At 71.3% G+C, this 21,712-nt stretch carries 23 protein-coding genes; 7 read left to right on the top strand and 16 right to left on the bottom strand.

What is annotated here, in order from left to right; translation table 11 throughout:
- Window positions 1–43: 43 nt before the first annotated feature.
- Both BGP03_RS17340 and istA read right to left on the bottom strand, forming a co-directional pair.
- Window positions 44–604 (bottom strand): ATP-binding protein, encoded by a 561-nt coding sequence (locus BGP03_RS17340; protein WP_298800275.1) that lies wholly within the window; start codon window positions 602–604, stop codon window positions 44–46.
- Window positions 601–1,875 (bottom strand): IS21 family transposase, encoded by a 1,275-nt coding sequence (gene istA / locus BGP03_RS17345; RefSeq protein ID WP_298800274.1) that lies wholly within the window; start codon window positions 1,873–1,875, stop codon window positions 601–603. Before istA ends, BGP03_RS17340 begins: the two co-directional genes overlap by 4 nt.
- Window positions 1,876–1,970: 95 nt before the next feature.
- Between istA and BGP03_RS17350 the strand changes: the two genes are divergently transcribed.
- From BGP03_RS17350 to BGP03_RS17375, 6 genes are all read left to right on the top strand, one after another.
- Window positions 1,971–2,696 (top strand): biosynthetic peptidoglycan transglycosylase, encoded by a 726-nt coding sequence (locus tag BGP03_RS17350; RefSeq protein WP_298800273.1) that lies wholly within the window; start codon window positions 1,971–1,973, stop codon window positions 2,694–2,696.
- The gene (locus BGP03_RS17355; protein WP_298800272.1) at window positions 2,693–2,860 is read left to right on the top strand and encodes a hypothetical protein; all 168 of its coding nucleotides are present in this window, start codon (window positions 2,693–2,695) and stop codon (window positions 2,858–2,860) included. Before BGP03_RS17350 ends, BGP03_RS17355 begins: the two co-directional genes overlap by 4 nt.
- Window positions 2,861–3,156: 296 nt before the next feature.
- Complete coding sequence (locus tag BGP03_RS17360) at window positions 3,157–3,429, top strand: hypothetical protein (protein ID WP_298800271.1); 273 nt, start codon at window positions 3,157–3,159, stop codon at window positions 3,427–3,429.
- Window positions 3,430–3,514: 85 nt separating this feature from the next.
- Window positions 3,515–3,853 (top strand): DUF6247 family protein, encoded by a 339-nt coding sequence (locus BGP03_RS17365; protein WP_298800270.1) that lies wholly within the window; start codon window positions 3,515–3,517, stop codon window positions 3,851–3,853.
- 26 nt (window positions 3,854–3,879) lie between these two features.
- Window positions 3,880–4,080 carry a hypothetical protein gene (locus BGP03_RS17370; RefSeq protein WP_298800269.1) on the top strand — a complete coding sequence of 67 codons (201 nt, stop codon included), beginning with the start codon at window positions 3,880–3,882 and terminating at the stop codon, window positions 4,078–4,080.
- A gap of 167 nt (window positions 4,081–4,247) precedes the next feature.
- Window positions 4,248–5,843: a serine/threonine-protein kinase gene (locus BGP03_RS17375; protein WP_298800268.1), complete on the top strand. Its 1,596-nt coding sequence runs from the start codon at window positions 4,248–4,250 to the stop codon at window positions 5,841–5,843.
- A gap of 46 nt (window positions 5,844–5,889) precedes the next feature.
- Here BGP03_RS17375 and BGP03_RS17380 read toward each other — a convergent pair whose 3' ends face one another.
- The 14 genes from BGP03_RS17380 to BGP03_RS17445 form a co-directional block, all read right to left on the bottom strand.
- Window positions 5,890–6,171 (bottom strand): hypothetical protein, encoded by a 282-nt coding sequence (locus tag BGP03_RS17380; RefSeq protein ID WP_298800267.1) that lies wholly within the window; start codon window positions 6,169–6,171, stop codon window positions 5,890–5,892.
- Window positions 6,172–6,323: 152 nt separating this feature from the next.
- Complete coding sequence (locus BGP03_RS17385) at window positions 6,324–6,518, bottom strand: hypothetical protein (RefSeq protein ID WP_298800266.1); 195 nt, start codon at window positions 6,516–6,518, stop codon at window positions 6,324–6,326.
- A gap of 564 nt (window positions 6,519–7,082) precedes the next feature.
- Complete coding sequence (locus tag BGP03_RS17390; protein WP_298800265.1) at window positions 7,083–8,156, bottom strand: FAD-dependent monooxygenase; 1,074 nt, start codon at window positions 8,154–8,156, stop codon at window positions 7,083–7,085.
- Between the two features lie 71 nt (window positions 8,157–8,227).
- A complete protein-coding gene (locus BGP03_RS17395; protein ID WP_298800264.1) occupies window positions 8,228–8,884 on the bottom strand; it encodes a hypothetical protein in 657 nt (218 codons plus the stop codon).
- A gap of 177 nt (window positions 8,885–9,061) precedes the next feature.
- A complete protein-coding gene (locus tag BGP03_RS17400; RefSeq protein ID WP_298800263.1) occupies window positions 9,062–10,228 on the bottom strand; it encodes a hypothetical protein in 1,167 nt (388 codons plus the stop codon).
- A 166-nt stretch (window positions 10,229–10,394) separates the two neighbouring features.
- Entirely contained in the window at window positions 10,395–11,696 is a 1,302-nt protein-coding gene (locus BGP03_RS17405) for an IS256 family transposase (RefSeq protein ID WP_298800262.1), read from the bottom strand.
- Between the two features lie 311 nt (window positions 11,697–12,007).
- The gene (locus tag BGP03_RS17410) at window positions 12,008–13,159 is read right to left on the bottom strand and encodes a transglycosylase SLT domain-containing protein (protein ID WP_299736754.1); all 1,152 of its coding nucleotides are present in this window, start codon (window positions 13,157–13,159) and stop codon (window positions 12,008–12,010) included.
- Window positions 13,156–13,650: a DUF4913 domain-containing protein gene (locus tag BGP03_RS17415; RefSeq protein ID WP_298800259.1), complete on the bottom strand. Its 495-nt coding sequence runs from the start codon at window positions 13,648–13,650 to the stop codon at window positions 13,156–13,158. Before BGP03_RS17415 ends, BGP03_RS17410 begins: the two co-directional genes overlap by 4 nt.
- Window positions 13,647–15,461: a type IV secretory system conjugative DNA transfer family protein gene (locus tag BGP03_RS17420; protein ID WP_298800258.1), complete on the bottom strand. Its 1,815-nt coding sequence runs from the start codon at window positions 15,459–15,461 to the stop codon at window positions 13,647–13,649. Before BGP03_RS17420 ends, BGP03_RS17415 begins: the two co-directional genes overlap by 4 nt.
- Window positions 15,458–16,858 carry a hypothetical protein gene (locus tag BGP03_RS17425; RefSeq protein ID WP_298800257.1) on the bottom strand — a complete coding sequence of 467 codons (1,401 nt, stop codon included), beginning with the start codon at window positions 16,856–16,858 and terminating at the stop codon, window positions 15,458–15,460. Before BGP03_RS17425 ends, BGP03_RS17420 begins: the two co-directional genes overlap by 4 nt.
- Window positions 16,855–18,345 (bottom strand): SCO6880 family protein, encoded by a 1,491-nt coding sequence (locus tag BGP03_RS17430; protein WP_298800256.1) that lies wholly within the window; start codon window positions 18,343–18,345, stop codon window positions 16,855–16,857. The genes BGP03_RS17425 and BGP03_RS17430 overlap by 4 nt, the downstream gene beginning before the upstream one ends.
- A complete protein-coding gene (locus BGP03_RS17435; RefSeq protein ID WP_298800255.1) occupies window positions 18,342–19,463 on the bottom strand; it encodes a hypothetical protein in 1,122 nt (373 codons plus the stop codon). Before BGP03_RS17435 ends, BGP03_RS17430 begins: the two co-directional genes overlap by 4 nt.
- Entirely contained in the window at window positions 19,460–19,729 is a 270-nt protein-coding gene (locus tag BGP03_RS17440) for a hypothetical protein (protein ID WP_298800254.1), read from the bottom strand. The genes BGP03_RS17435 and BGP03_RS17440 overlap by 4 nt, the downstream gene beginning before the upstream one ends.
- Window positions 19,726–20,286, bottom strand: coding sequence for a hypothetical protein (locus BGP03_RS17445; protein ID WP_298800253.1), 561 nt, complete (start codon window positions 20,284–20,286; stop codon window positions 19,726–19,728). The genes BGP03_RS17440 and BGP03_RS17445 overlap by 4 nt, the downstream gene beginning before the upstream one ends.
- Before the next feature lie 1,073 nt (window positions 20,287–21,359).
- Between BGP03_RS17445 and BGP03_RS17450 the strand changes: the two genes are divergently transcribed.
- Window positions 21,360–21,542 (top strand): helix-turn-helix domain-containing protein, encoded by a 183-nt coding sequence (locus BGP03_RS17450; protein ID WP_299736758.1) that lies wholly within the window; start codon window positions 21,360–21,362, stop codon window positions 21,540–21,542.
- The last annotated feature ends 170 nt before the right edge of the window (window positions 21,543–21,712 follow it).

The raw sequence follows: 21,712 nt of genomic DNA on the forward strand, positions 1-21,712 counted from the left end.
CGAACTTGCGGGGAGCGGACATGGCTCCAGTCTCCTTGTTAGATCAGGAGCCTCTCCCGGACCCAGGGCGGTTCACGGCCTCGAGCTGCCCGGACTGGTGCGCGCCAGCGAGACGGGTGATCCAGTTGCTGGCGGTGTCGAACAGGACCGAGTAGCCGGCCTGGGTGGCTTTGACGCCGAGCCCGATCGCGAGGTGGGTCTTCCCGATCCCGGGCGGGCCGAGCAGGATCACGTTCTCGGCCTTCGCCACGAACGTGCCGGTGGCCAGGTGGGCCAGCACGTCACGGCGCAGCGACGGTAGATGGTCGAGGTTGAAGTCGTCGAGGGTCTTGACGGCGGGGAAGTGCGCGGTGCGGATGCGCATGATGGTGCCGGCGGACTCGCGGTCGGCGACCTGACGTTGCAGCAGGGCGGCCAGGTACTCCTCGTGCGACCAGTTCTCGTCACGGGCCTGGGCGGCGAGGTCCTCCCAGCAGCGCGCGATCGTGGGGATCTTCAGCACCCGGGTCAGGTAGGCCAGCATCGAGGCCAAGCCGTCCTTGAACGCGACGGTGGCCGGGTCCGGGCGCGGCGTGGTTGTCGACGTGGTTGTTGCGGTGGTCATTGGCCGCTCACTTTCGGTTCCGAGAGGGGGTCGGGGATAGGGGTGAAATCGACGCCGAACAGGGCGTCGTAGTCCGGGAGCGCGCGCAGCGCGACGGTGTGTCCGTCGGTGTGCTGGCGCGTCGCGGCCTCCCGGGCGCGACGGTCGTGGGCCAGGGCCTGGCGCATCGCCGCGGCGACCGCGGCGTGGCCGGGGTCGGTGATCACCACGTGCTTGGCCCAGGACCGTGGGTGGGCCGCAACAGGGCTGCCATCGCAGGTCACCGTCACTTGGGTGGCGGTGGCGACGATGTCGACGAACCGGCCGATCACGCGCGGGTCGACCGAGTAGTCACATGCGTCGATGCGGACGTAGTAGTCGCGGCCGAGCCGGATCCGGTGCCGCAGCCCAACCAGCGGTGCGATCGGTGGCAGCACTGTCATGGCCGCGACATCGGCCGCCAGCAGATCCGCAGGGCGGGCCTGCAGCGACCGGACCGTGCGCATGTTGGCCAACGCCAACCACTCACCGAGCTGGTCGTTGAACTCGGCCGGGGACCGGAACGCCCGACCCGGCAGGAACGAGGTCTCCAGATAGCCGTTGGCCCGCTCGACGAGGCCCTTGAACTCCGGATCCCGTGGCGGCGCGAGCTGGATCCTGGTGGCCAGCGTCCCGGCGAACGCCGCCGCCGGCTGCGACACCCGACCGGTGCCCCCGATCGCGGACTCCCGATCCCACACCAGCGTCTTGGTGACCCGCCCGACCTGGGAGATCAGCTGCCACATCCCGGCCAGAATGTCCCCGGCCTGCCGCGAGGGAATCATCGTCGCGGACAGGAACCGGGAGAACCCCAACGCCATCACCAGCACCGGCAGCACCCGGTCCTGACCAGCGGCGACCGGGATCCGCGTCTCCGGGAACCACAGATCGCACTGCGTGATCTGGCCGGGCTGGTAGCTGACACGGTCCACCGGGTCGATCCCGACGTACTCCGGTCGGATCCGGGCCAGCAGCTTCTTCAACGGCCCTTCCGAGTAGGGCCAATCGATCCGCTGCGCCACCACCGGACACGGCATCCTCGGCCACTGCGTCAACAGCGCCCGAACCTGCGGCTCGTAGGAATCAGCGACCGAACCTCGCCGGGCTCGCTCATAGCGCGGTGGACGGTCCGACGCCAACGCCGCCCGCACCGTGTTGCGAGCCACCCCCAGCCGCCGAGCGATCTCCTTGATCGGCACACCCTCAGCCCGGTGCAACCGACGGATCTCCGCCCAGTCCTCCACAGTGATCACCTCCCCAGCGTCGAGAGGGGTCAAGATTCAGAAGACGCCAGGGGGTCAGATTTCAGGATCCGACGACATGGATCGACCCGCCGGCCACGGCCTACATGCTGGAGGCGCGGATCTTCGGCAACGGGAAGGACTTCCTCCACGATCATGTGGATCTCCGCTACGTGTCCCGATACATGATCGCGTCGACCTTGGCGCACGAGGACGCTCGGCTGCCCGACCGGTTCACCGGCCTGGACTGGGGTCAGCTGCTGCAGCGGGCGCAGAATTACGAGGCGGGTAACGACGATCCCTACGGGTCCCCGATCCCCGAGCAGCTCTCGAAGAACCTGCTGCTGTTCCCAGCGCAGACCGCCGTCCGCAAGGCGGTCGACACGGTGCTGGCCGAACAACTCGTGCACGCCCTGCTCACGACCCGCGTGCTCGAGCTATATCTCAACGTCGCCCAGTTCGGGCCCGGCCTCTACGGGGTGTGCGACGCCGCCTGGTATTACTTCGGCGAACCACCTGACCACATGAGCTGGGACGACACCTATCAGCTCATGGGCCTGCTCCCCGGCCCGGAAAACGCCCGCCGCGCCCACGGCGGGGGCATCGACGTCAACCCGGGCACCCTGCAGGGCCGCTACACCCTCGGCAAGATCAACGGGGCCCGCAAGTATGTCCCTCGCGAGCTTGACGCCAACGGCGGCAAGACCCGCGATCATTTAGCCTTGGCGAGTCGGCTGGGTGTCGCCGGCGAAGCGTCCACCCAGCCCGACGGACCCGGTTCCTGCCGGATAATGCCCGGCGGCGTGCGCGCCCGGATCAAGGCCGAGCAATGATCCTCGCGATGGGAGTAGCGATCCTCGGAGCGATCCTGCTGGGGGTCGGATCTCTTGAGCAGATCTCGATCCTGTGGACGATCGGCCTTTTCACATTGCTTATCGGCTCGATCACCGCCACATACCGAGCCACCCAACGGCGCGGCGCCGGCCCAAGACTCTGATCCACGCACTCCGTTGCGAGATCCACACTCTCGCCAGAGACCGAGGTCGGCTTCTTTCAACAGTTTGATGTCATAATCCTCGCATCTCGGATAACGTTTAGGTCCAGTGGGGAGGGCTGGTCTGAGCCCGGCATCGGCACGCCGAGCCGGACCTGCTCCCGCGACCTGTCGGTCCGTGCCGCCATTATTGGATATCAGTTGCAGCAATTGGGTCGGTGAGCTGGTACTCGTGCGCCGCCCGCAGTCGCCGTACCGTCGTGGGCCACGACGAGTGGCCGGTGGACGGAGTCCTGACCATGACCAGTACGCGAGCGGCCCACGGGGCGTTGGTGCAGGGCCGCAAGAAGCTGCAGGCCGCGACCCGTGAGGTCGATGGGCTGGTGAAGGACGTGGCCAGCGGCCGGTCGGCGCTGTGCCGAACTCCGGCGGAGGAGGCGTTGAAGCGCCGCCGCGATCTGGTCGTGGAGTACAACAAGCTCACCCGTGCTCTCAAGGCGGCCGCTGCGGCGCTGGGCGAGGCCAAGGCAGCACTCGATCAGCTGGACGGGAAGCTCGCGTCGTCCTCGTGACGCGTCGTCCTCGTGACGCGCCGGCGTCGGGGATCTGCGGCCGTGTCGTGGGGTGCGGGCGGATGTGGGCTACTACCGTGGTCGGGTGACCGCTGCCGCTGCTTCACAGTCCCGGTCGGGACGCTCGCCATTCGCCGACGCCTCGCCGGCGCGGATCCGGGCGGCGTTGACCCCGGAGGACGCGGCGTCGTTCGACCGGCAGTGGCGGGCGTTGATGGCGCGTGCGACCGAGCAGCTCGACCTCACTGAGGTCCAGGACGCGCTCGAGGCCTGGCGGCAGGTCGCATGGGTGACCTCCGTGCACGGCGCCGAGACCTACCGCACCACCCTGGCCTCCGCCCGGACCCGGCCCCGGACCGGAGAACGGGCGGTGGGGGCCGTGCCGTGGGCCCAGCTGAAGGCGGAGCTCGGGCTGCCCGAGTAGACACACCGGGCCCGAAGAGCAGCGACGTGAGCTACTCCATCGACATCGACCCGGTCGCGCAGGACACGATCTCCGCGTTGCCGCCGGCGGCGCTGCTTTCGCTCGCCGAGGCGCTGGCCATGCTGGAGCTGACCCCGTGGAGCGGCCGCTCGGTGAACCCGAACGTGACCCCGACGCCCCGGTCCGCAATCTGCCTTTCGGCGCCGGCGGCATGCTCACCTACCTGATCCTCGACCGCGATCAGCGCGTCGACATCCTGCTCATCACCTGGCCGTAGCCGGCCTGCCCGAGGCTCTCTGTGCGGCCCAGGTCTTCCCGGCGGGGCCTGTGTCGATGCGGTCGTCGGCCGGGGTGGCTGGCATGCTGCCCCGACGGCAGCCTGAGAGGAGGGCGGATGGCTCTGGCGCCGCTGCACGGCGATGATCCACCCACCATCGGTGGCTACCGGTTGATCGGCCGGCTGGGCGCGGGCGGCATGGGCGTGGTGTTCCTGGCCGACCACGCTGACGGGCAGCTGGTCGCGATCAAGCAGATGCACGCCCAACTCGCCGCCGACGCCGGGTTCCGGGCGAGGTTCGGGCGCGAGGCGATCGCTCTCACCCGCGTGCACAGCTCGTGCACCGCGCGCGTCCTGGCGGTGGTGAGCGACACCGCCCGCCCGTTCCTGGTGATGGACTACGTTCGCGGGCTGTCGGTGGCCGACCAGGTCGCCGCGAGCGGGCCACTGACACCTGACCGGGTCCGGGCCGTAGCGCTGGGATTGGCGACCGCGCTCACCGCGATCCACGCCGCCGGTGTGGTGCACCGCGATCTCAAACCGGCGAACGTGATGCTGGGTCCCGACGGGCCACGAGTCATCGACTTCGGTATCGCGCAGGTCGCGGACGCGACCGCGCTGACCGGTACCGGCATGACCATCGGATCGCCCGGTTTCATGGCGCCCGAGCAGGTCCACGGTGATGCGGGAGCCCCGGCCGATGTGTTCGCCTGGGCCCTGACGGTCGTGTTCACCGCAACCGGCCGGCCACCGTTCGGGACCGGCCCGGCCGCCGCGGTGCTCTACCGGGTCGTGCACGCCGACCCCGACATCACCGGTACCCCACCGGAGCTGCTTGCCGCGGTACAGGCCGCGCTCGCCAAAGACCCTGCGGCCCGCCCCACCGCCGCCGCCCTGCTCCGAGGGCTCCTGGGCCGCGACGTCCCACCCGAGCAGCAGGAACACGCGGGCGCAGCGGCGGTCACAAAGATGTGGGCCCACACCCGGGAAGTCGAGCAGCCGCCCACGACGCCGGCCCGCCGACGGGTCCAGCGCTGGGTGATCCCTGCCGCGGTGGCTGTGGCCTTGCTGCTGCTCGCCGGGCTCGCCGGCATCCTGATCGGGCAACGCCCCACCCCCGCCGCGGCCGGCCCCGCCACCCCCGCCGAGACGGCCACTCCGGCTACCGCTGCGGCCGCGACAACGTCCGCCGTGGACCCGCCGCGCCGGGTGGCGACCCGGATCACGATCTACCAGCCCTGGACCCCGGGCGGTCTGTCGAGCCAGATCACGGCCACCGCGCGGACCAGCGGGTCATGCTTCAGCGCCTCCGTCGCGGTCGGGCGGGTCGACGCGTTCCGCTGCAGCGCGGGCAGCGAGATCAACGACCCGTGCTTCACCAACCCCTTCGGCAGCGGAGAGCGGCAGGTGGCCTGCCCCAACCCCGACCTCGAGCACGTCGTGGTCATCACGCTCACCGACCCGCTGCCCGACCCCTCGACCGCGCCGGCGCCCTCCGCACCGTGGATGCTCGAGCTCACCACCGGCACAAGCTGCACCTTCATCACCGGCGCCACCGCCACGGTCGCCGACCTCCGCCTGAACTACGGATGCACCGACGGCGGCAACCTCTACGGCGCCCCCGACACCAGCACCGCCAGCTGGACGATCCGCTACCAGGCCAAGAACAGCCCGAACCTCGACGTCGTCCCGATCAGCGCCGCCTACGAGTGATCAACGATGTATGGCGTCACACGTGAGAGCGGCGACGACCGTGCGCTCACGACCGCGTGGTCAGCTCTCTCGCGAAGTCGACTCGCTCGGCGACCAAGTCGACCTGATCCGGTTTCCAGCCTGCGTCCCGGATCGCTCGACCGAGCGGGTTCGCATTGCACCAGTACGCGCGGTATCGCCGGGCCGACGGCGGGAGGGTGGCGCTGAGCACGGTCTCGACGTCGGTGAAGCTCATCGACAGCTGCTCCGAGTTCTGGTGCCGGAGCCAATCATGGAGCGGCTGGTATTTCCGACCAGCTGCCACGAGTCCTTCCGCTGCGATGCTCATACCCCAACCTTGCCCCAGATCGGCACCTCCACGGGCGGGTGGGGCATCAGCACTGCTGTGTGTGGTCGGCCGTGCTGGTGATCACTTCGCTGCGGGTCGGGAGGCTCCCGTCGCGTGTTGGCGTAGAGGCTCCGGCGTTGCGCCGGCATTTCCTAGATGTTCATGCTGGTCAGACGGTTGTTGGGAACAGAGCGGGGAACAGCATCGAGAGGATGGTGGGTGCGGTCGCGGTTCGCGATGAAGGCGTGCAAGTGCCGGACGGCGTCGTGCGCCCAGATGAGATAGGTGTACACACAGTCGATGGGTTGCTTCCCGACGAATGCGCCACGCAGGTTCTCGACGGCCACCCTCACCCTGTCAAGGGTCGCGCGACATGCTGCCGGTCGACACCCGGCAGCGGAGTGATGAGCATCGGTCGGTCCTCCTCGGCATCACCTCGTCCGGCAATGGACATCCCGTCGAGTAGTCAGACACCACCCTCGACATTTAGGGCTGCTCGCTCATCAGGGACCGGTCAGCTGTCCGGGTCACGTCGCGCTCAGGGCGGCGCGGGCCACGAAACTGCTGGCGGGTGCTCCTTCCGCCGGTGGGGATTAGCGGGGGATCACCGTGGCCCGATGCTGGTCGTCGGATTTGGTTGGCGCCTTCCCCCGCCGTCGGTAGGGGGCTGTCAGCACGCGCAGTAGGCGGTCTGGGCGCATGAGCGCCTGGGGTGGGTCGGTCAAGCCGGCGACTCGGGCGAATGCCACGGTCAGTGCGGGGTCGGTGGCCGCTGCGGCGTGCAGCCGGGGGAGGTAGGCATTGGCCAGTCGCACCGCGGGGGTCCGTCTCCCGACGACACCGGGGTTGGCCAGGTCCGCTCCGATGGTCATGTCCCATGCCGGGTCGATCACTTTCGCGATCCTCCCGAACTACCGCTCGGGGCTTGGGCACTCACCGTTGGCGAGCAGCGCGCGCAGCGCGTGGGCCTGCAGTGCCGCCACCGTCATGCCCTGGCCGTAGATCGGGTTGAACGAGCACACCGCGTCCCCGAACACCAGCAGCCCGTCCGGGAAGCGGTGCAGTCGCTCGTAGCGGTGGCGCTGGTTGGCCTGGTAGCGCAACGTCGCCGGTTCGCCGATGGGTTCGGCGTCGCGGATCGCCTCGGCGATGTCGGGGAACGGCATGGTTGCGACGAAAGCGCGGAACGCGGCCAGCTCGGTGGGCGGGCGTTCGCCGAGCATGCCGGCCGTCGAGACGATGTACCGCCCGTTCTCCTGCACGCTCAGGGCGCCCCCGTGCGGATGCTCGGCGGTGCCGCCACAGAGGATCACTCGGTCGCTGCCGAGAGCGTCGGGGCGCAGGAGGAAGTTGCGGCTGGCGTAGCAGATCCCGATCTCCACCCTGTCCTTCTCCGGGGCCGGGCAGCCGAGCTGTTCGAGCCAGACCGGCGTGCGGGACCCGCGCCCGGTCGCATCGACGACAAGGTCAGCGGCCAGTGTCCGAGCTGTGCTACCAGCTGCGCGGTCTAGCACGTGCACGCCGGTGACCCTCTGGCGGTCCGGGGTGCTGGTGAGCCCGAGCACGTCGCAGCCGTCGGCGATGGTGATCGAGGCAATCGCGCGGACCCGGGCTCGTAGGTGGCCTTCGAGCATCGGGCGGCTCAGGTACAACGCGGTCCCGCCGGTCGGGGTGCGGGCCAGGCGCTGTCCGGAGTACAGCCACCGGGTCTGCGCGAGCTCGTCTCCGGTCTCCGCGCGGGCTGCCACCAGCTCGTTGGTGAAGCCGTTGAACAGCTCCTCGACCAGCTCCCGCCCGCGCGGGGTCAGGGCGTGGACGTGCCGGCCTTGGGGTACCCCGCGGCGCTGCGCTGCCGCGGCCGGCAGCTGGTCGCGCTCCACCACGGTCACCCGCGTGTAGCTCTCCGCGAGTACCCGCGCGGCCAGTAGGCCCGCCATGCTGCCACCCAGCACTACGGCGTGATCACCGATCGTGGTCGTGCCCATCGCGCACCTCCGGCTTGTCGAGTGCCGAAGGATGTCCGCGGGTGGGGGTCGGTTCCCAGGTCGGAAACTGGTCAGTTCCGGTCCTGTCCGTTCTCGTGCGCCCACAGCAGCTCGACGATCCGGGCTACTCGTTCGCGGCGGTGGCGCCGGTAGGTGGAGAACGGCAGCCCGAGCAGTTCCGCGGCCCGTTCCTGGGTCGGGGCCGGGCGCAGATAGGTGCGGTCGATCGCCCGGAACAGCTTCTCGTCGCGAGGGTGCCCGCGCAGCGCCTCGGCCGCCTCGGACAAAGCTGCGCGCAGCGCCTCGGGTCCGCCGCCGCGCTCGCGCACCTGGCGCAGCACCAGCAGTGGGTTGCCGGCCAGCAGATCCGTGCGGCCCAGATCACGCAGCGCCGCGCGGGTGGCGTCGGCGAGAACCTCCCGAGTCAACGCTGCCTCGGGAGCCGGCGGTGACGGAGGCATCGCCTCGTCGAACCTCCCCGGCCGGCGTGTGTCATGCACGAACAGCGAGTACCGACGGCGCCCGATCGGCTCGTCGGGTCCGGGTGCACGGTGGTAGGCGATCGTGGCGAAGAACGGCGCCCAGACATCCGGGTCGGCCGCGGTCGTCATCACCCAGGCCACCATCGGACGGGTGGCGACCAGCTCGATAGTGATCACCGAGTTCAGGTCCACCGCGGGCGAGCCAGGATTCTGGTAGACGTCGCGGTCGATCGTGAACCGGTTCAACAGCACCTCTTGCCCCGGCGCCGGGGGGTCGTGTTCCTGGGCGTGCCGCCAGGCCGCGGCCGCGACCGGGTCTGCGCGAACGTCGTCGTCTGCTTCGGTGAGGGCCAGCCAGGCGACCACTCCGGCGAGCTCGCCGCGGGTGCGATAGACGGTGAATGCCTCCGGCTGGCGGTGCAGCTAGCGGGCGGCGATGGCCGCGGATTCGGGCCCCTCATGGACGGCCACCAGAGCCAGCAGCTCATCGCGGTCCACGGTGTCCACCGCTTCCCCGACGACCGTGCCCAACGTTTCCCAGTTCCAGTACCGGCTCGAGACCGGGTGGGCGCGCGCCGCGAAGATCAGATCGAAGATCGCCTCCCTCCGGGCGCTGCCGGTCTCGACGCCGATCCGCTGATAGACCCGGCCCAGGATCCGCCCCGACAGCTCCCGGTACCGCCCCTCGTCACGCCAGTGCAGATCCGCCTCGAGCACGTCGCGGGCCAGGTCGTGCGGATAGAGCCCGCGCGGACCCGCATCGACACACGACAGGCCACGCAACCAGTCGAACAGCGGGCCGGCGTCGTCGACCTCGAGCACCTCCCGCAGCACCGACTCGGTGGTGAATCGGGCCAGCGCACACACCGCGAGTGCGCGACGATGCGCCTCGTCGGGCACCACATCCAATAGTCGCGACACCAGTACCGCGAGCACGTCGGGGTCACTCAGCAGAGACCCCTCCAGCGCGGCCCGACCGTGTTCGGCGAGGACGTCTGCCACCAGCGCCAGCGCGAGCGGATGCCCGCGCACCGCCACAGCGGTCTCGGCACGCACGTCCGCATCCACCCCCGCAGCAGCCAGATAGCGCGTCGCGTCTTCCATGCCCAGGTTCCCCAGCCGGATCACCCGCAACAACTCCCGCCACGCCGGGTCCGAAAGCCAACCCGGTGGAAGCGGGCGGCGGCCGGCGATCACCACCATCGAGCCGTCGAAGAGACCGGGCACGAACTCCTCGCGCAGCCAGTCATCCAGCGGCTCCAGCAACTCGTAGGTGTCCACCAGGACCACCACCGGTCCAACGCCGACATCCGGGCCCGCGACCTGCAGAAACGACTCCGAGTTCGGGCGTACGTCGTGTCCATCGACCCGCACCACCGCGAACCCCGCCTCGGTAGCCTGGTCAGCGAACATCCGCAGCAACGCGCTTTTGCCGACCCCTCCGTCGCCCTGCACGAACAACACCACGAAACCCGAACCGGTATCGGCCACCAAGCTGGCGCCGAACAGCTCGCGCTCCGCGACCCGGCCCACGAAGGTCCGCCGCCGCGACGCGGCAACTCTGTCCTGCAGGCGCCGCTCCATAAACACGAAAGACTATCCTGGCCGTACCGGTGAACCGACTCAAACAAGTGTTCTCAAGGTCGGCGGAGCACGCCTGTTCGGAGTGGAGCGCTCTGCACGATGGCTTCGCTGCGTCCGGTGCCCGGGAGGTTGTCCCGAAGCTCGTGGAACTTCGGTGGCGGCCCGGTGATCATCAGGCGGCGTTGACGGTCTCATCATGACGGGTGCCACCGACAGTTTCGGTGGCGACATGCCGTTCGAGCGCGGCCCGCAGCGTCTTGAGGTGGAGGTGGCCGTTGACGCGCCGGAACTGGGTGCCGGCCTCGACCATGCCCGCGGCGCACCAGCGCAGCGCCATGGTGCCGTCGCGCCACCGCTTGACGTTCGTGCTGTGATCACGACAGATGCCGATCATGCTTTCGATGGCGTTGGTCGATCGCAGCGTTCGAGCGAGCGTGGGAGGCACTCCCAGGCGGAGCACGGTGAGGGTCTCCTCCAGGCCCTCGCGCAGGCTGGCGGCGGCTCCGGGGTGGGTGCGGTCGAGCTCGGCGGCCAGGGCCTCGAGCTGGGCCTGGGCGGCCAGCGCGGACTCGGCGTGGTAGGCCGTCCGCATCCGCTTCACCACGACGGAGCGCAGTTTCTGGGGGAGCTTGTCGCGCACGTTGCGGATCTTGTGCAGCTGACAGCGGCCGATCACCGGGTGGTCGAACACCTCGCGTACCGCCGCCCGCAGCGCCTTCGCGCCGTCGAGGACGACCAGGATCGGCGCGGTGGTGTCCAGGCCGCGTTCGCGCAGGTCGACTAGCAGGTCCCGGACCACGGTGGTGTTCTCGGTGGAGCCCTCCACCAGCGACAACGGGTGTTTGGTGCCGTCGATGCCGATACCCAGCGCGACCACGCACAGGTGCTCCCCGAAGTGCACCCCGTCGATCATCAACGCCACCAGGTCCAGCGAGGACAGATCCGCGGCCAGCAGCTGGGCCAGCGCGGTCTCGGTGGCCTTGACGAACCGCCGCGACACCGCCGACTTGCTGGTCGCGGTGGCGGTCTGCTCGGTGCGGGTACCGACGGGCTCCAGCCCGACCGGGTAGCGGCGCGTCGAGAGCCCGGCCAGCATCCGGTCCATCGCCATCCGTCCCAGCACCTCCGTGCCGGAGAACAGCTCGTAGGCCGGCACCGGCAACTCCCCGGAGCCATCCGCGGCGCGGACCCGCGGTCGATCGACCGGGACCCGGCGTCCGCCCAGGGTCACCGAGCCGGCGCCGTGCCCGTGGCGGGTCGCGGTCCGGTCCGGGTCGTGGCGGCCCTTGGGCCCCGCGATCGCGGTCACCTCGGCCTCCATGATCGAGGCCATCACCTGCAACCCGGCACCGACCGCGAGAGCCAACAGGCCCTCGCGCATGTCCTGGGCCAGCTCGGCCAGCGCCACGTTCACCGTCTCCGGCACGGCCAGCCCACTCGTATCCATCGGATCGGTCTGGTAATTCTTCCTCACGGCGGTCCCCTTCCAGGTGCTCTTGGCAGATCACCCGAGTACCTACCCCATGGCAGGACTCAGGTGGGGGACCGCCACCTCAACTTCCACGAGACCCGGGACAACCTCGGTGCCCGGCCCGCACGGTCAGGTCGACAGCGGCGCGAGCGCGACTGGCTTGGCACGTTCCGCCAACTCGACTCGCCCAAAGATGTTATGAGAGCCGATCATGACCGATACGGACGAGCTGTGGGTGACGGATGGTCTCGTCCGCCGAGTGCAGTTCGGTAGCACACGACCGACCCGATACGCGAAACTCGCATTCATTGCAATTATGCATGTTGCGCGTCCACGGATACGTGGACATGATCGAAGTGGCCGCCGGTAGCGTCTCGTACGTTGTAGATACCGCCGCCGTCGTAGGGTTCACCCCAGCTGCCGGCCACATCACGTGTCGTCAGTGACCAGAATCGGCCCTGCCAGATCAGGTATTTCACGTGCAGGGCGGCGGCGTGGGCGCGGAGCCAGGTGGCGATGCGCCAGCCGTCCGCCAGGTCGGATCCGGTGGGGAACGTACCGGCGCGGGTGGGGAACAGGTCGCAGGCATTGCCCTTGGGATGATCACTTGTGGGGTTCCAGGCATGTGGATCCCAGCATCCGGCGGCGCGGATCGCCCGGCCTGGGCCGGGAGCTCCGAACGCGGCGACGATCTCGTCGTAGGCGTGACGCATGGTCGGGGTGACGCAGCCCCGTCCGTTGGGATCGGGTTGTGTGCAGCCCCTCCCCGACGCGCTGAACGGCGCTGGATCGGGAAGGTCGGTGATCGTGACGGGCGCGGTCGGGCGACTGATGCGCTCGGTGATCGCGTGGACGTCGGCGATGTAGCGCTGGACCGTGGCCGCGCAGGCCGTGCCGCAGCCGGCTTCCCCGGCAGCGGGGATTCCGCTGCGGGAGTCGAGTACGCGGCCGCAGCCGGCGACGTGGCAGACGAGTAGGGCGTCGAGAGGGTCGGTCGGTTTACCTGTGGCCGCGATATGGGCGGTGACGAGGCGGAGGTTGCTACAGATCCAGGGGATCGCGATCTGGAGGTGCCGATCCGGTTGGAAGACCTCGGCACCGGTGGGCGGCGGTGTCGCCGGCCAGGGCGCGCCGCCAGCTCCGTTCCAGGTGGGTTCGGTGAGTTGGAAGAGGCCGGCTGCGCGGCCGGTCGGGTTGTAGGCGGCGGGGTACCAGCCGGACTCGACGTCGGCGATGGCGACCGCCCACGGGAGGGGTAGCTCGGGACAGTCGCGGTCGATCAACTTTGTCAGCTCGGGCAGCAGTTGCGTGGCCAGGGGCGGGAGGGTGCTGGTGTCGATCCGCGCAGTCGCGGTGCTGAGCGCGGGGATGACCGTGGCGGTGAGGGCGCCGATGAGCAGGAGCGGCGCGAGCATGACCGCGGCGGCGGCCGCGGTGAGTCCGGTGACCGTCCGGCCGGTGCTCATGGTCCCTGGGTCGGCAGGGTGGGAAGCGGCCGGTGCACGGTGTGGGCGGGTTGGCGTTCGTGGTGGGCGCAGTCGGTGAAGGGCCCGGAGGGGTGCAGGAGCTCGCGGAGGCAGGGGTCGAGGTGGTCGCGGATCCACAGCGACATCGCAACGCCGGGTTCGGGGGCGAGTTCGGTCCAGGCGCGGTGCAGCGCTTCGAAGCGGAACACCGCTTCGGGGTGTTCCCACCAGCGCGGGCACCAGGCGTACTCGCCGCGTAGGGGGCGGGCGGTGACGGCCGCGACGGTGTCGTGCACCCACTCGATCAGCGCTTCCCCGTCCAGTGGTGGCGGGTCGACGGGGGCGGCGACGTCGTCGTCGGGGTCGATGTCGAGGCCGGGGTGGCCGTTGAGGAGGTCGTCGAGAAGGTCGGTCTGGTGGGCGCGCCAGGATTCGAGGGCGGTGACGCGCGCGGCGAGCTCGGCGAGGGTGCGGGTGATGTCGTCGGTCACGGTTGGTCTCCTCGGCTGATTCTGTGGGTGGGGTGCGACGCGGCGGCGTCGCGGAGCTCGGCGAGCGCAGTGGCGGCGTAGGCGTGGATGGGGGCGGCGTCGGGTTCGCGGTACCAGGGCTGCAGCTCGCCGAGCCCGGCCGGTCGGCCGGTCGCGAGCAGCACGGCGTGGGTCTTGGGCAGAGCGCGGAGCCGGTCGGCGGGCAGGATCGCCCGCCTGGTCGTGGAGTACTGCCGGGTGGGGCCCTGCCCGCGGGCGTGGCTGATCGAGGTCTGTTCGACGTCGTGATCGCCGATGAGCCCGGACAGGCGTTGCAGGAAAGCGTGCTCGTCGACGCCGGCGCCGACGAGCTTGATCGTGGACGCGGACCACAGGGCGTCCATGCCCTGGCTGCCCCAGACCCCGACGCCCTGCTGGTAGCTCTGCAGCATGGTCAGGACCTGGATGCCGCGGGAGCCGTAGTGGGAGTACAGCTGCGGCAGGGTCCGGATGGGGCAGATGTTCGCGGCCTCGTCGAGGACGGCGACCACGGGTGGGTCGAGTCGGCCGCCGCGGGCCTGGGCGGCGAGTTCGGCGACCTCGAGGAGCCGGTCGACGATCGCGGCGACGACGGGTGCGGCGGTCGCGGCGCCTTCCTTGGACAGCAGGTGCAGGGTGGCCGGGCCGTGGCCGGCGGCGGTGAGGATCTGCCAGGGGTCGAGCTCGGGCAGCTCAGGGCCGGGGTCGCGCCAGGTGGCCGGTGGGGTGACCCAGCGCAGGATCCGCTCGGAGGTCAGTGCCTTGGTGGCGGTGCGGGCGGTCTGGAAGATGCCCTTGGTGGTGACGTCGGCGCCGCCGAGGCTGGAGTGGAGGTCGGCGGCTTCCGCGTCGGCGCCTGCCGCGTCGAGAGCGGCGATGGCGTCGCGGCGGCCGTTCTGGAGCCAGGTGACGACGTCGCGGAGCGTCGCTTGGTCGAGGGCGGCGGCGAGCAGGGTGCCGATGAGGACCTGCTCGCCGGCGGCGTGGAAGAACGGGTCGCGTCGGGTGCCGCCGATGGTGGCCATGAAGTGTCCGGCCAGCCGGGCTGCGGCCTCGACGCGTTCGGCGTCGGGGGCGTCGCGGATCGCGCGCAGCGGGTCCCACCACCACTGTTGGGGGGCGAAGGCGATCTGCTGCGGGTCGAACGTCCACACCGGGCCGGTCTCGCCGCGCAACCCGGAGGTCAGCGCCCAGAGGTCGGCCTTGTTGGAGGTGGCGACGGCCAGGCCTGGGGCGGACAGGACGGCGGGGACGGCGACGGCGCTGGTCTTGTTCGACCGTGGGCCCATGATGACGAGGGCGACGTCCTCCCACGACATCCAGACGTCGCGGCCGTGGATGCGCAGCAGCCGGATCCCGCGGTCGGCTGGCTCGGGGTCCGCGTCGAGGGCGGGGCGGAGCTGGCGGGCCTTGCGTGCGGCGGCGTCACCGGCGAGGTCGCCGAGGTGGTGGCGCCGCAGCAGCGAGCGGCGGACCGGATCCCGGGGAACGCGCTGCATGTGGATGACGGCCGCGGCGGTCAGGATGGCTGCGGCGACAAGGGATATGACGGCTATCGCGGTCCAGAAGAGGGCGACCGGTGCGTCGACGGGCAGGACTGCGCTCGGCCCGTCGGTGAGCAGCCGGGGCAGCAGGGCGAGGCTCCACGCCGGCGGGCGCGCATGACCCGCCATCGACGCCACAGCGGCCGCGACCCAGACGGCGCTGCTCACGACGATGCTCGTCGCGATCACGGCCAGGAGGATCAGTGGTGCGGCCGCGTCGCGCAGCAGCCCGCTGGGCGGGCGGGTCATCGCGGACCGCCCGCGTGGAAGGCGGTGTCGGTGTCGTGCAGCGCGATCTCGGCGGGGGAGAGGGTGAGGGCGACGGGCAGCCCGATCCGCTGCCCGGATTTGATCAGGTATTTGCCGCGTCCGGGATGGCGGTGCCCGGTGTGCCAGGTCGGGGGTGCCGCCCAGGACGCGACGAGGGCCCGTTCGCTGTCTGTGAGCGAGACGATGCCGCGGAGCCGGTCGAGCTCGCGTTCGGGCATGCCTCCGAGGACGAGGATCGCGGTGCGGGAGGCGAGGCCGCGGGCTTTGGCCCGGTCGGCGTCGGTGGCCAGGGCGTCGAGGTCGTCGAGGCTGTGGGTGATCTGCAGGGACACGACGCCGTGGTGGCGGCCCAGGCGGGTGATGCGGTCGGCCTTCTCCACCAGCCCGGGTGCCGCGCGCAGTGCCCGCCACAACTCGTCCTGGACCTGTACGACGTTGCGGGTGGTGGTGTCGGTGAGCGCGGCGGCCCAGGCCCAGGAGCAGAGCATCGCGGCGGCGACTATGTCGTCGGTGTCTCCGTCCAGTGCGCTGATGTCCAGCGACACCGCGGGCGAGTCGGCGTCCGGGCGGACGGTGGAGGGTTGGTCGAACAGCCCGCGCAGTGGGCCGTCGCACAGCAGCCCGAGGGTGTTGACCAGCGTGCGGGTCGTGCGGGCGTAGTCGTCGGGCCCGGTGGCGGCGGCGATCCGATGCAGCAGGTCACCGCCGCGGGTCAGGACGTGCAGGACCTCGGGGATCAGCGGGGCGTCGGTGGTGTGGGTGACCAGGTCGAGGGCGGAGCCGAGCAGCCGCCGTCCGGTGGGGTCGGTATCGCGGCCGGCGACGACGGTGAGCAGAGCGTCGAGCAGCGCGAGCCGGCGGGCGCGTAGCGTCTCGGCGAGCCGAGTCCGTTCGGCGCCGACGGCGGCGGCGATCGCGGGTTGGTAGGGGCCGGGATCGAGCGGGTTGAGGGTGTGGCGCCCGCGCCCGATCCGCCACACCGTGCCACCGAGGGCGGCGATGAGCGGGGTGTATTCGCCCTTGACATCGCCGGGGACGACGGCGCGCAGCCCGAACCCGACCAGGCCCAGGATCAGGCGTTTCGTGATCGAGGACTTCCCGATACCGGGTTGGCCCTGCACCCACACCCCGGTGTTGGAGACCAGGCCGGTGCGCAGCCAGTGCGCGGGGTCGAGCCCGACGGTTTCGGCGGTGTACAGGTGACGGCCGATCGGCACGCCGCGCACGTCGGCACCGGAGGCGACGGCGAACGGGAACAGCCCGCACAGCTGGCTGGTCGTGCCCGCGTACCGGGTTCCGGCTTCGACGTTCGCGGCCCGCCCGCCGTGCGGCAGCGCCCATCCCCACGGGCGCGGCACCGGTGCGTCGGCGGTCATCGCCGGCCGCCCCGGTGGGCGAGCAACTCGGCCGGGTCGATCCCGAGCCCGAGTGCGGCAGCGAACCCGGCCGCCTGGGCTCCGCGCAATCGCCGCAACCGAAGCATGGCCTGCCCGGCCCGCTGCTCGACGTCGGCGACCGCGGCGTCGAGGAGGTGCTCGTCGGTGACGGTCGTGGTGACGTAGGCGGTGACGCGGCCGACGCCGGCGCCCTCGGCTTCCTCGCGCGCGGACTGCAGGGCGCGGTGGCGGTCGTCGCGGTCGCGTTGGGTGTCGTCGCGCCGGGTGCGGGCCGACCAGGCCTGCCGGACCTGGCCTGCGGTGACCTGCGCTTCGACTTTCGAGGCGGCCTGCTCGGCGGGGTAGGGCTCATACAGCCAGGTGACCCGGCGGGCGAACGGGCCAGGCGCGAGCAGGGGCGCGAGGACGGTGGCGGTGACGGCCTGCCGCGGTGCCTCGCGCAACGCCCACGTCACCGAGACGGCACCGTCGTGGCGGTAGCGGTCCCAGGCCTCCTCCGCGGCGACCGGTCCGGCGTCGGCCCACCCCGGCAGCGCGGCGCCGCCACGGTGGGAGTCGGGAAGACTGTGCGGGTCGAACGCGCCGCGGATCCGCCCGGCCAGCCATCCGACGTCGGCCCGGCCGAGGACAGCGACTCCACATCCGGCGAGCGCGGTCTCCAGCCCGGGCAGCCAGCGCCCGACCTCGACGGCGGCGGCAAGGAGATCGCCGGGTTTCGGCACGGCCCGGTTGGGGTCCAGGCACACGGCCAGCCGCACGTCGATCGTGGCGCTGCGGTCCGGGGTGGCGTCGGCGAGCTCGGTCAGGACCCGGCGGGCCAGCGCGGGCGCGCCGGGGTCGAGATGGGCGCGCACGTGATCGGCGACGGTCGTGGCGGCCGCGGGGTTCGTGTCCACGGTGACCGCGACGTGGCGGACCAGCGGTTGGTAGCCGAGGTCGGCGAGGAACCCGCCCCACGCCGCGACCCAGATGTCGGCCTGGTCGGCGTCGGTCAGCTCGAGCCCGATCGGGGAGCAGCGCAGGACCGCGGTCAGGGCGCCGGTGCGCCGGTTCCACAGCAGGGCGTGGCAGGATCCGCGGCCGTCCTCGACGTCGAGCGCGCGCAGCGGGGCCAGCACGCCGGGCAGGTCCTCGGCGCGGGGATGGTCGGTGAGTACCCCGCCGGAGAGGCGGGTCCAACCGGCGCGGCGGGCGCGGTGGAACCGGACCCGGCGTGCGATGACGTCTGCGGCCGACACCCCACCCAGCCGCACCACGAGCGCGGCGATCACGACCGCACCGACCGCGAACAGCGGCAGCGCCACCGCGGGGGCCGTCGAGACCGCGAGCAGCGGCGCGAGCACCGCGGCGAACACGATTACGGTGGCGGTGGTGGACAGGGCGCCGATGCCCCAGCCGCGCTCCGGGCGCCAGTTCCCGTAGAGCCGCGGACCGTCGCGCCGCGCCGGTTCGGTGGGCGCGTTCATCCGGGGCCACCTCCCGGGGGTGGCCCGCCGGCCATCCTGCCTGCCGCGCCCCGCCCGGCGGCGGCCACGGCCGCTGCGGCGGCGACCGCGCCGGCCGCGGGTCCACCGGCGGCTGCGGCCGCCGCTGTCGTGGCGCGACCGGCGTTCGGTGCGGCTCCGGGTGGGCCGGTGCCGGGGCCGGTGGTGTCCATCGCCGTGGTGCGGTCGCTGCCGACACGGCTGCCGCGGGCCATGGTCACCGCGCCGGTGGCGGCCAGCAGCCCGGACCCGCCGCCGCCCGACCCGCCGAGCGCGGTGCCCGACCAGGAGAAGAACTTCAGCAGCACCGGCATCGCGACCACGGCCAGGCCGAGCACGAGCAGCCCGGTCAGCAGCGTGGCGATGTCACCGGGCTTCGATGAGCGGGTAGAGAGGTAGCTGAACCCGATGTAGTAGACGAACGCGGCGGCGGGCTTGTAGACGACGATCGCGATCAACCAGCCCATCAGCCGGTCGAGCCAACCGCGGGTGGAGCGGCTCAGCGACCCCGACGCGGCCAGCGGCAGCATCGCGGCCAGCACCAGCAACCCGGCCTGGCGCAGCGCCATCAACACCCACTGGATGATCCCCAGCAGCCCGGCGATACCGGACAGGACCAGGGTGGCCCACAGGTTGGTCGGGGTCGCGGTCAACATCGTGTACATCAAGGAGGCGAAGTTGCCGGCCGCGCCGTGCAGCACGTCCTGGGCGAGCGCGTCGCCCGCCGACAGCGCGGCCTGCAGCACCACCAGCCCGAGCGCGGACACGATCGCGTAGCGCAGCAGCCCCGTCACGACCATGACCAGTGGCTCGCCCTTGCGGGAGATCATGATCCGGATCGACTGGACCAGAACCGACCCGACCATGATCGCCAGGATCAGTGGCCGGGTCATCTGCTGGGCCGAGGTGACGGCGGGGTCGGCCGGGTTGACGCTGCTGGTCGTGGTCCACCACGCGGTCGCGGCGACGACGAACTCGGCGGTGCCCTTCGCGATCTCGGCGACCAGCACGCCGAACCCGGACCGCAGGGCCTGTCCGGTCTGGCAGCCCAGATCGAACGTGCATCCGATACCCGGGGCCTGCGCGATCAGGGCGTTCACAGCTGGAACGCCCCGACGAGAAGCGCGGCGACCGAGGCCAGTCCGAGCCCGGCCAGCACCCACACCGACCCGACCACGCCCTCGTAGGCGGTGGCTGAGCGGTTCCGGCGCCCGATGATCAGCATGAACGCGCACATCAGGATCCCCGCCACCCCGACGGCGACGACTCCCCACTTCATCCAGCCCAGCAGCTGGTTGACGATGTTCGCCATCCCCGGTGGGGCGATGGGGGCCGGGTTGGGCGGCTGGGCGATCGGGATGGTCATCGCTGGCTCCTCGTCGTGGATGGGTGAATGCGGACCGCCGACACGTGGCGTGGTGCCGCGGCCCGTCGGGGTGGTGTCGCGCCCTCGAGGACGCCATGCAGGTGCCCGGCCGCGGCGGCGTAGCGGCGCAGCGTTCGGGGGAGCTCGGTCAGCGGGCGGGTGAGCAGCCCGGTGACGTCATCGAGCGGGACGGCCATGTCGCGCCACCGCCGCACATAGGGCAGCACCACCACAGCGGCGGTGTGCGGCTCCAACAGACGCATCCGTGCCGCGGTCGGCCGGCTCGGCCCGGACGCACCGGCCGCACAGACGGCGAGGACCGGGCGGACCCCGCCAGCGGCCACGACGAGCTGCGCGGCGCGCGCGGCGCGGATCAACGAGTCCCCGGTCGCGCGGCAGACCAGGACGTCCACGATCCGCCCGGTGAACACCCCGCGGTCGATACCGCCGACCGCTCGTGCGACCGTCGTCGTCCCGACCCCGCCCGCGACACCCGCGACCATCGGCCGGCCGGGTAGGCCACGCCGGATGATCGCGCTCATCTCGTCCTCGTCCACACCGTGCCTCCTGTGCTCGTCGATCGACGTCGACGATCCACACGGCGGTGGTCGCGGGGTGTCCGGCGGCGTGGTCGCGGTGGCGGTCGTCGGTGACCACGCGACGACCACGGCTCGACCACCGGTGGCGCGACCGTCCCAACCGGGATCACCGCGGAGGGGTCGGCAGATGGCATGGATTCACGACACCGGCTACGCGCCGGCCTACGACCACACCGGCTACCCCGTCGCGGTACAGCTCGACGGCCTCCGAGACCGGCAGCCACTCCGGACCCGGCAGTGAGGACGTCATCGGCTGGCGGTCGGGCTGCGACTGCGGGTGGCGCGGGGCGCAGTTCTACCCGCGCAGCGAGTGGCCCAGCAGCAGCGGCCTGGCACCGGAGGCGGTCGACGGCTGGGAGACCGGCACGGCCGCGTTCGCCGAATGGGCGCGCCACCTCAACCGCGCAGTACCCCTGCTCGCCGTCCATGACCTCGCCCGCGACCTCGCCGAGACCGAGGAGCGCCTCCGCGAGGCCGTACGACTGGCGCGGCAGGCGGGCGTGTCCTGGTCAAGCATCAGCGGAGCGGCGGGAACGACGACTGATGACGCTCGGAAGCGATGGGCATCAGCCATACCGGCGGTGACACGGGAGAGTGCTGGAAGCAGCCTGCCGCGAGATTCAGGAGCGGCGCTGAGTGCGCCGCCCGGGCTGTCGCCGAACGATCCGCCGCTCCGGGATCGTGGTTGGCAAGGCTGGCGGCCGGGTCGCGGGCCAGGGTACGACCACCTGGCGACTTCGGGCCTCGGCCGCGAGCGTCGCGAGGGAGCAGGGTGACGTGTGCCCGGTGTTCCCCGCCCAGGGGTGCGGCAGCGGCGGCAGAACCCGTCGCCGTCGTCGGTGTGATCGGCCAGCAGCCGCTCGATGACGTCCGGCATCCGAGCCAGCTCCGCCACGAATCCGGTCCATCGGTCGTACCCGTCTCTGCCCACCGAACGAGCATAGCGAATTAAACGCGTACAACGACGCGATCGTCTGCAACGGATACTGCGGGTAACATTGCGCATGGTCAGCAACTACCGTTGGCGGATCATGGAACTGCTGACCACTGGACAGCTCGCGCGCGAGCTCGGCGTCTCGCGCGGCGCGGTGGTCAAGTGGGCCCGCGAAGGCAAGATCCAGCCCGAGCTGAGCACCCCCGGTGGACACCACCGCTGGAAGCTCGATGACGTCCGCGCACAACTGCGGCGGCTGCGTGAGGACGGCGGAGGCTGATCTCCAAAGCTCTGTCGCTCCGGCAACCGCGGCCCGCCGTGACACCAGATCGGCCATGCCGCGTCGGCGGCCGTCCAGTCGCCCGGACACCTCGTCGACCAGCCGGGCTACGTGCTCCGGCCCGGCCCGGAAATCGCCGGAGGCCCGGCATTTCAGCATGTCAACCAGGC

The sequence above is a fragment of the Pseudonocardia sp. 73-21 genome, assembly GCF_001899645.1.
Lineage (GTDB): Bacteria > Actinomycetota > Actinomycetes > Mycobacteriales > Pseudonocardiaceae > Pseudonocardia.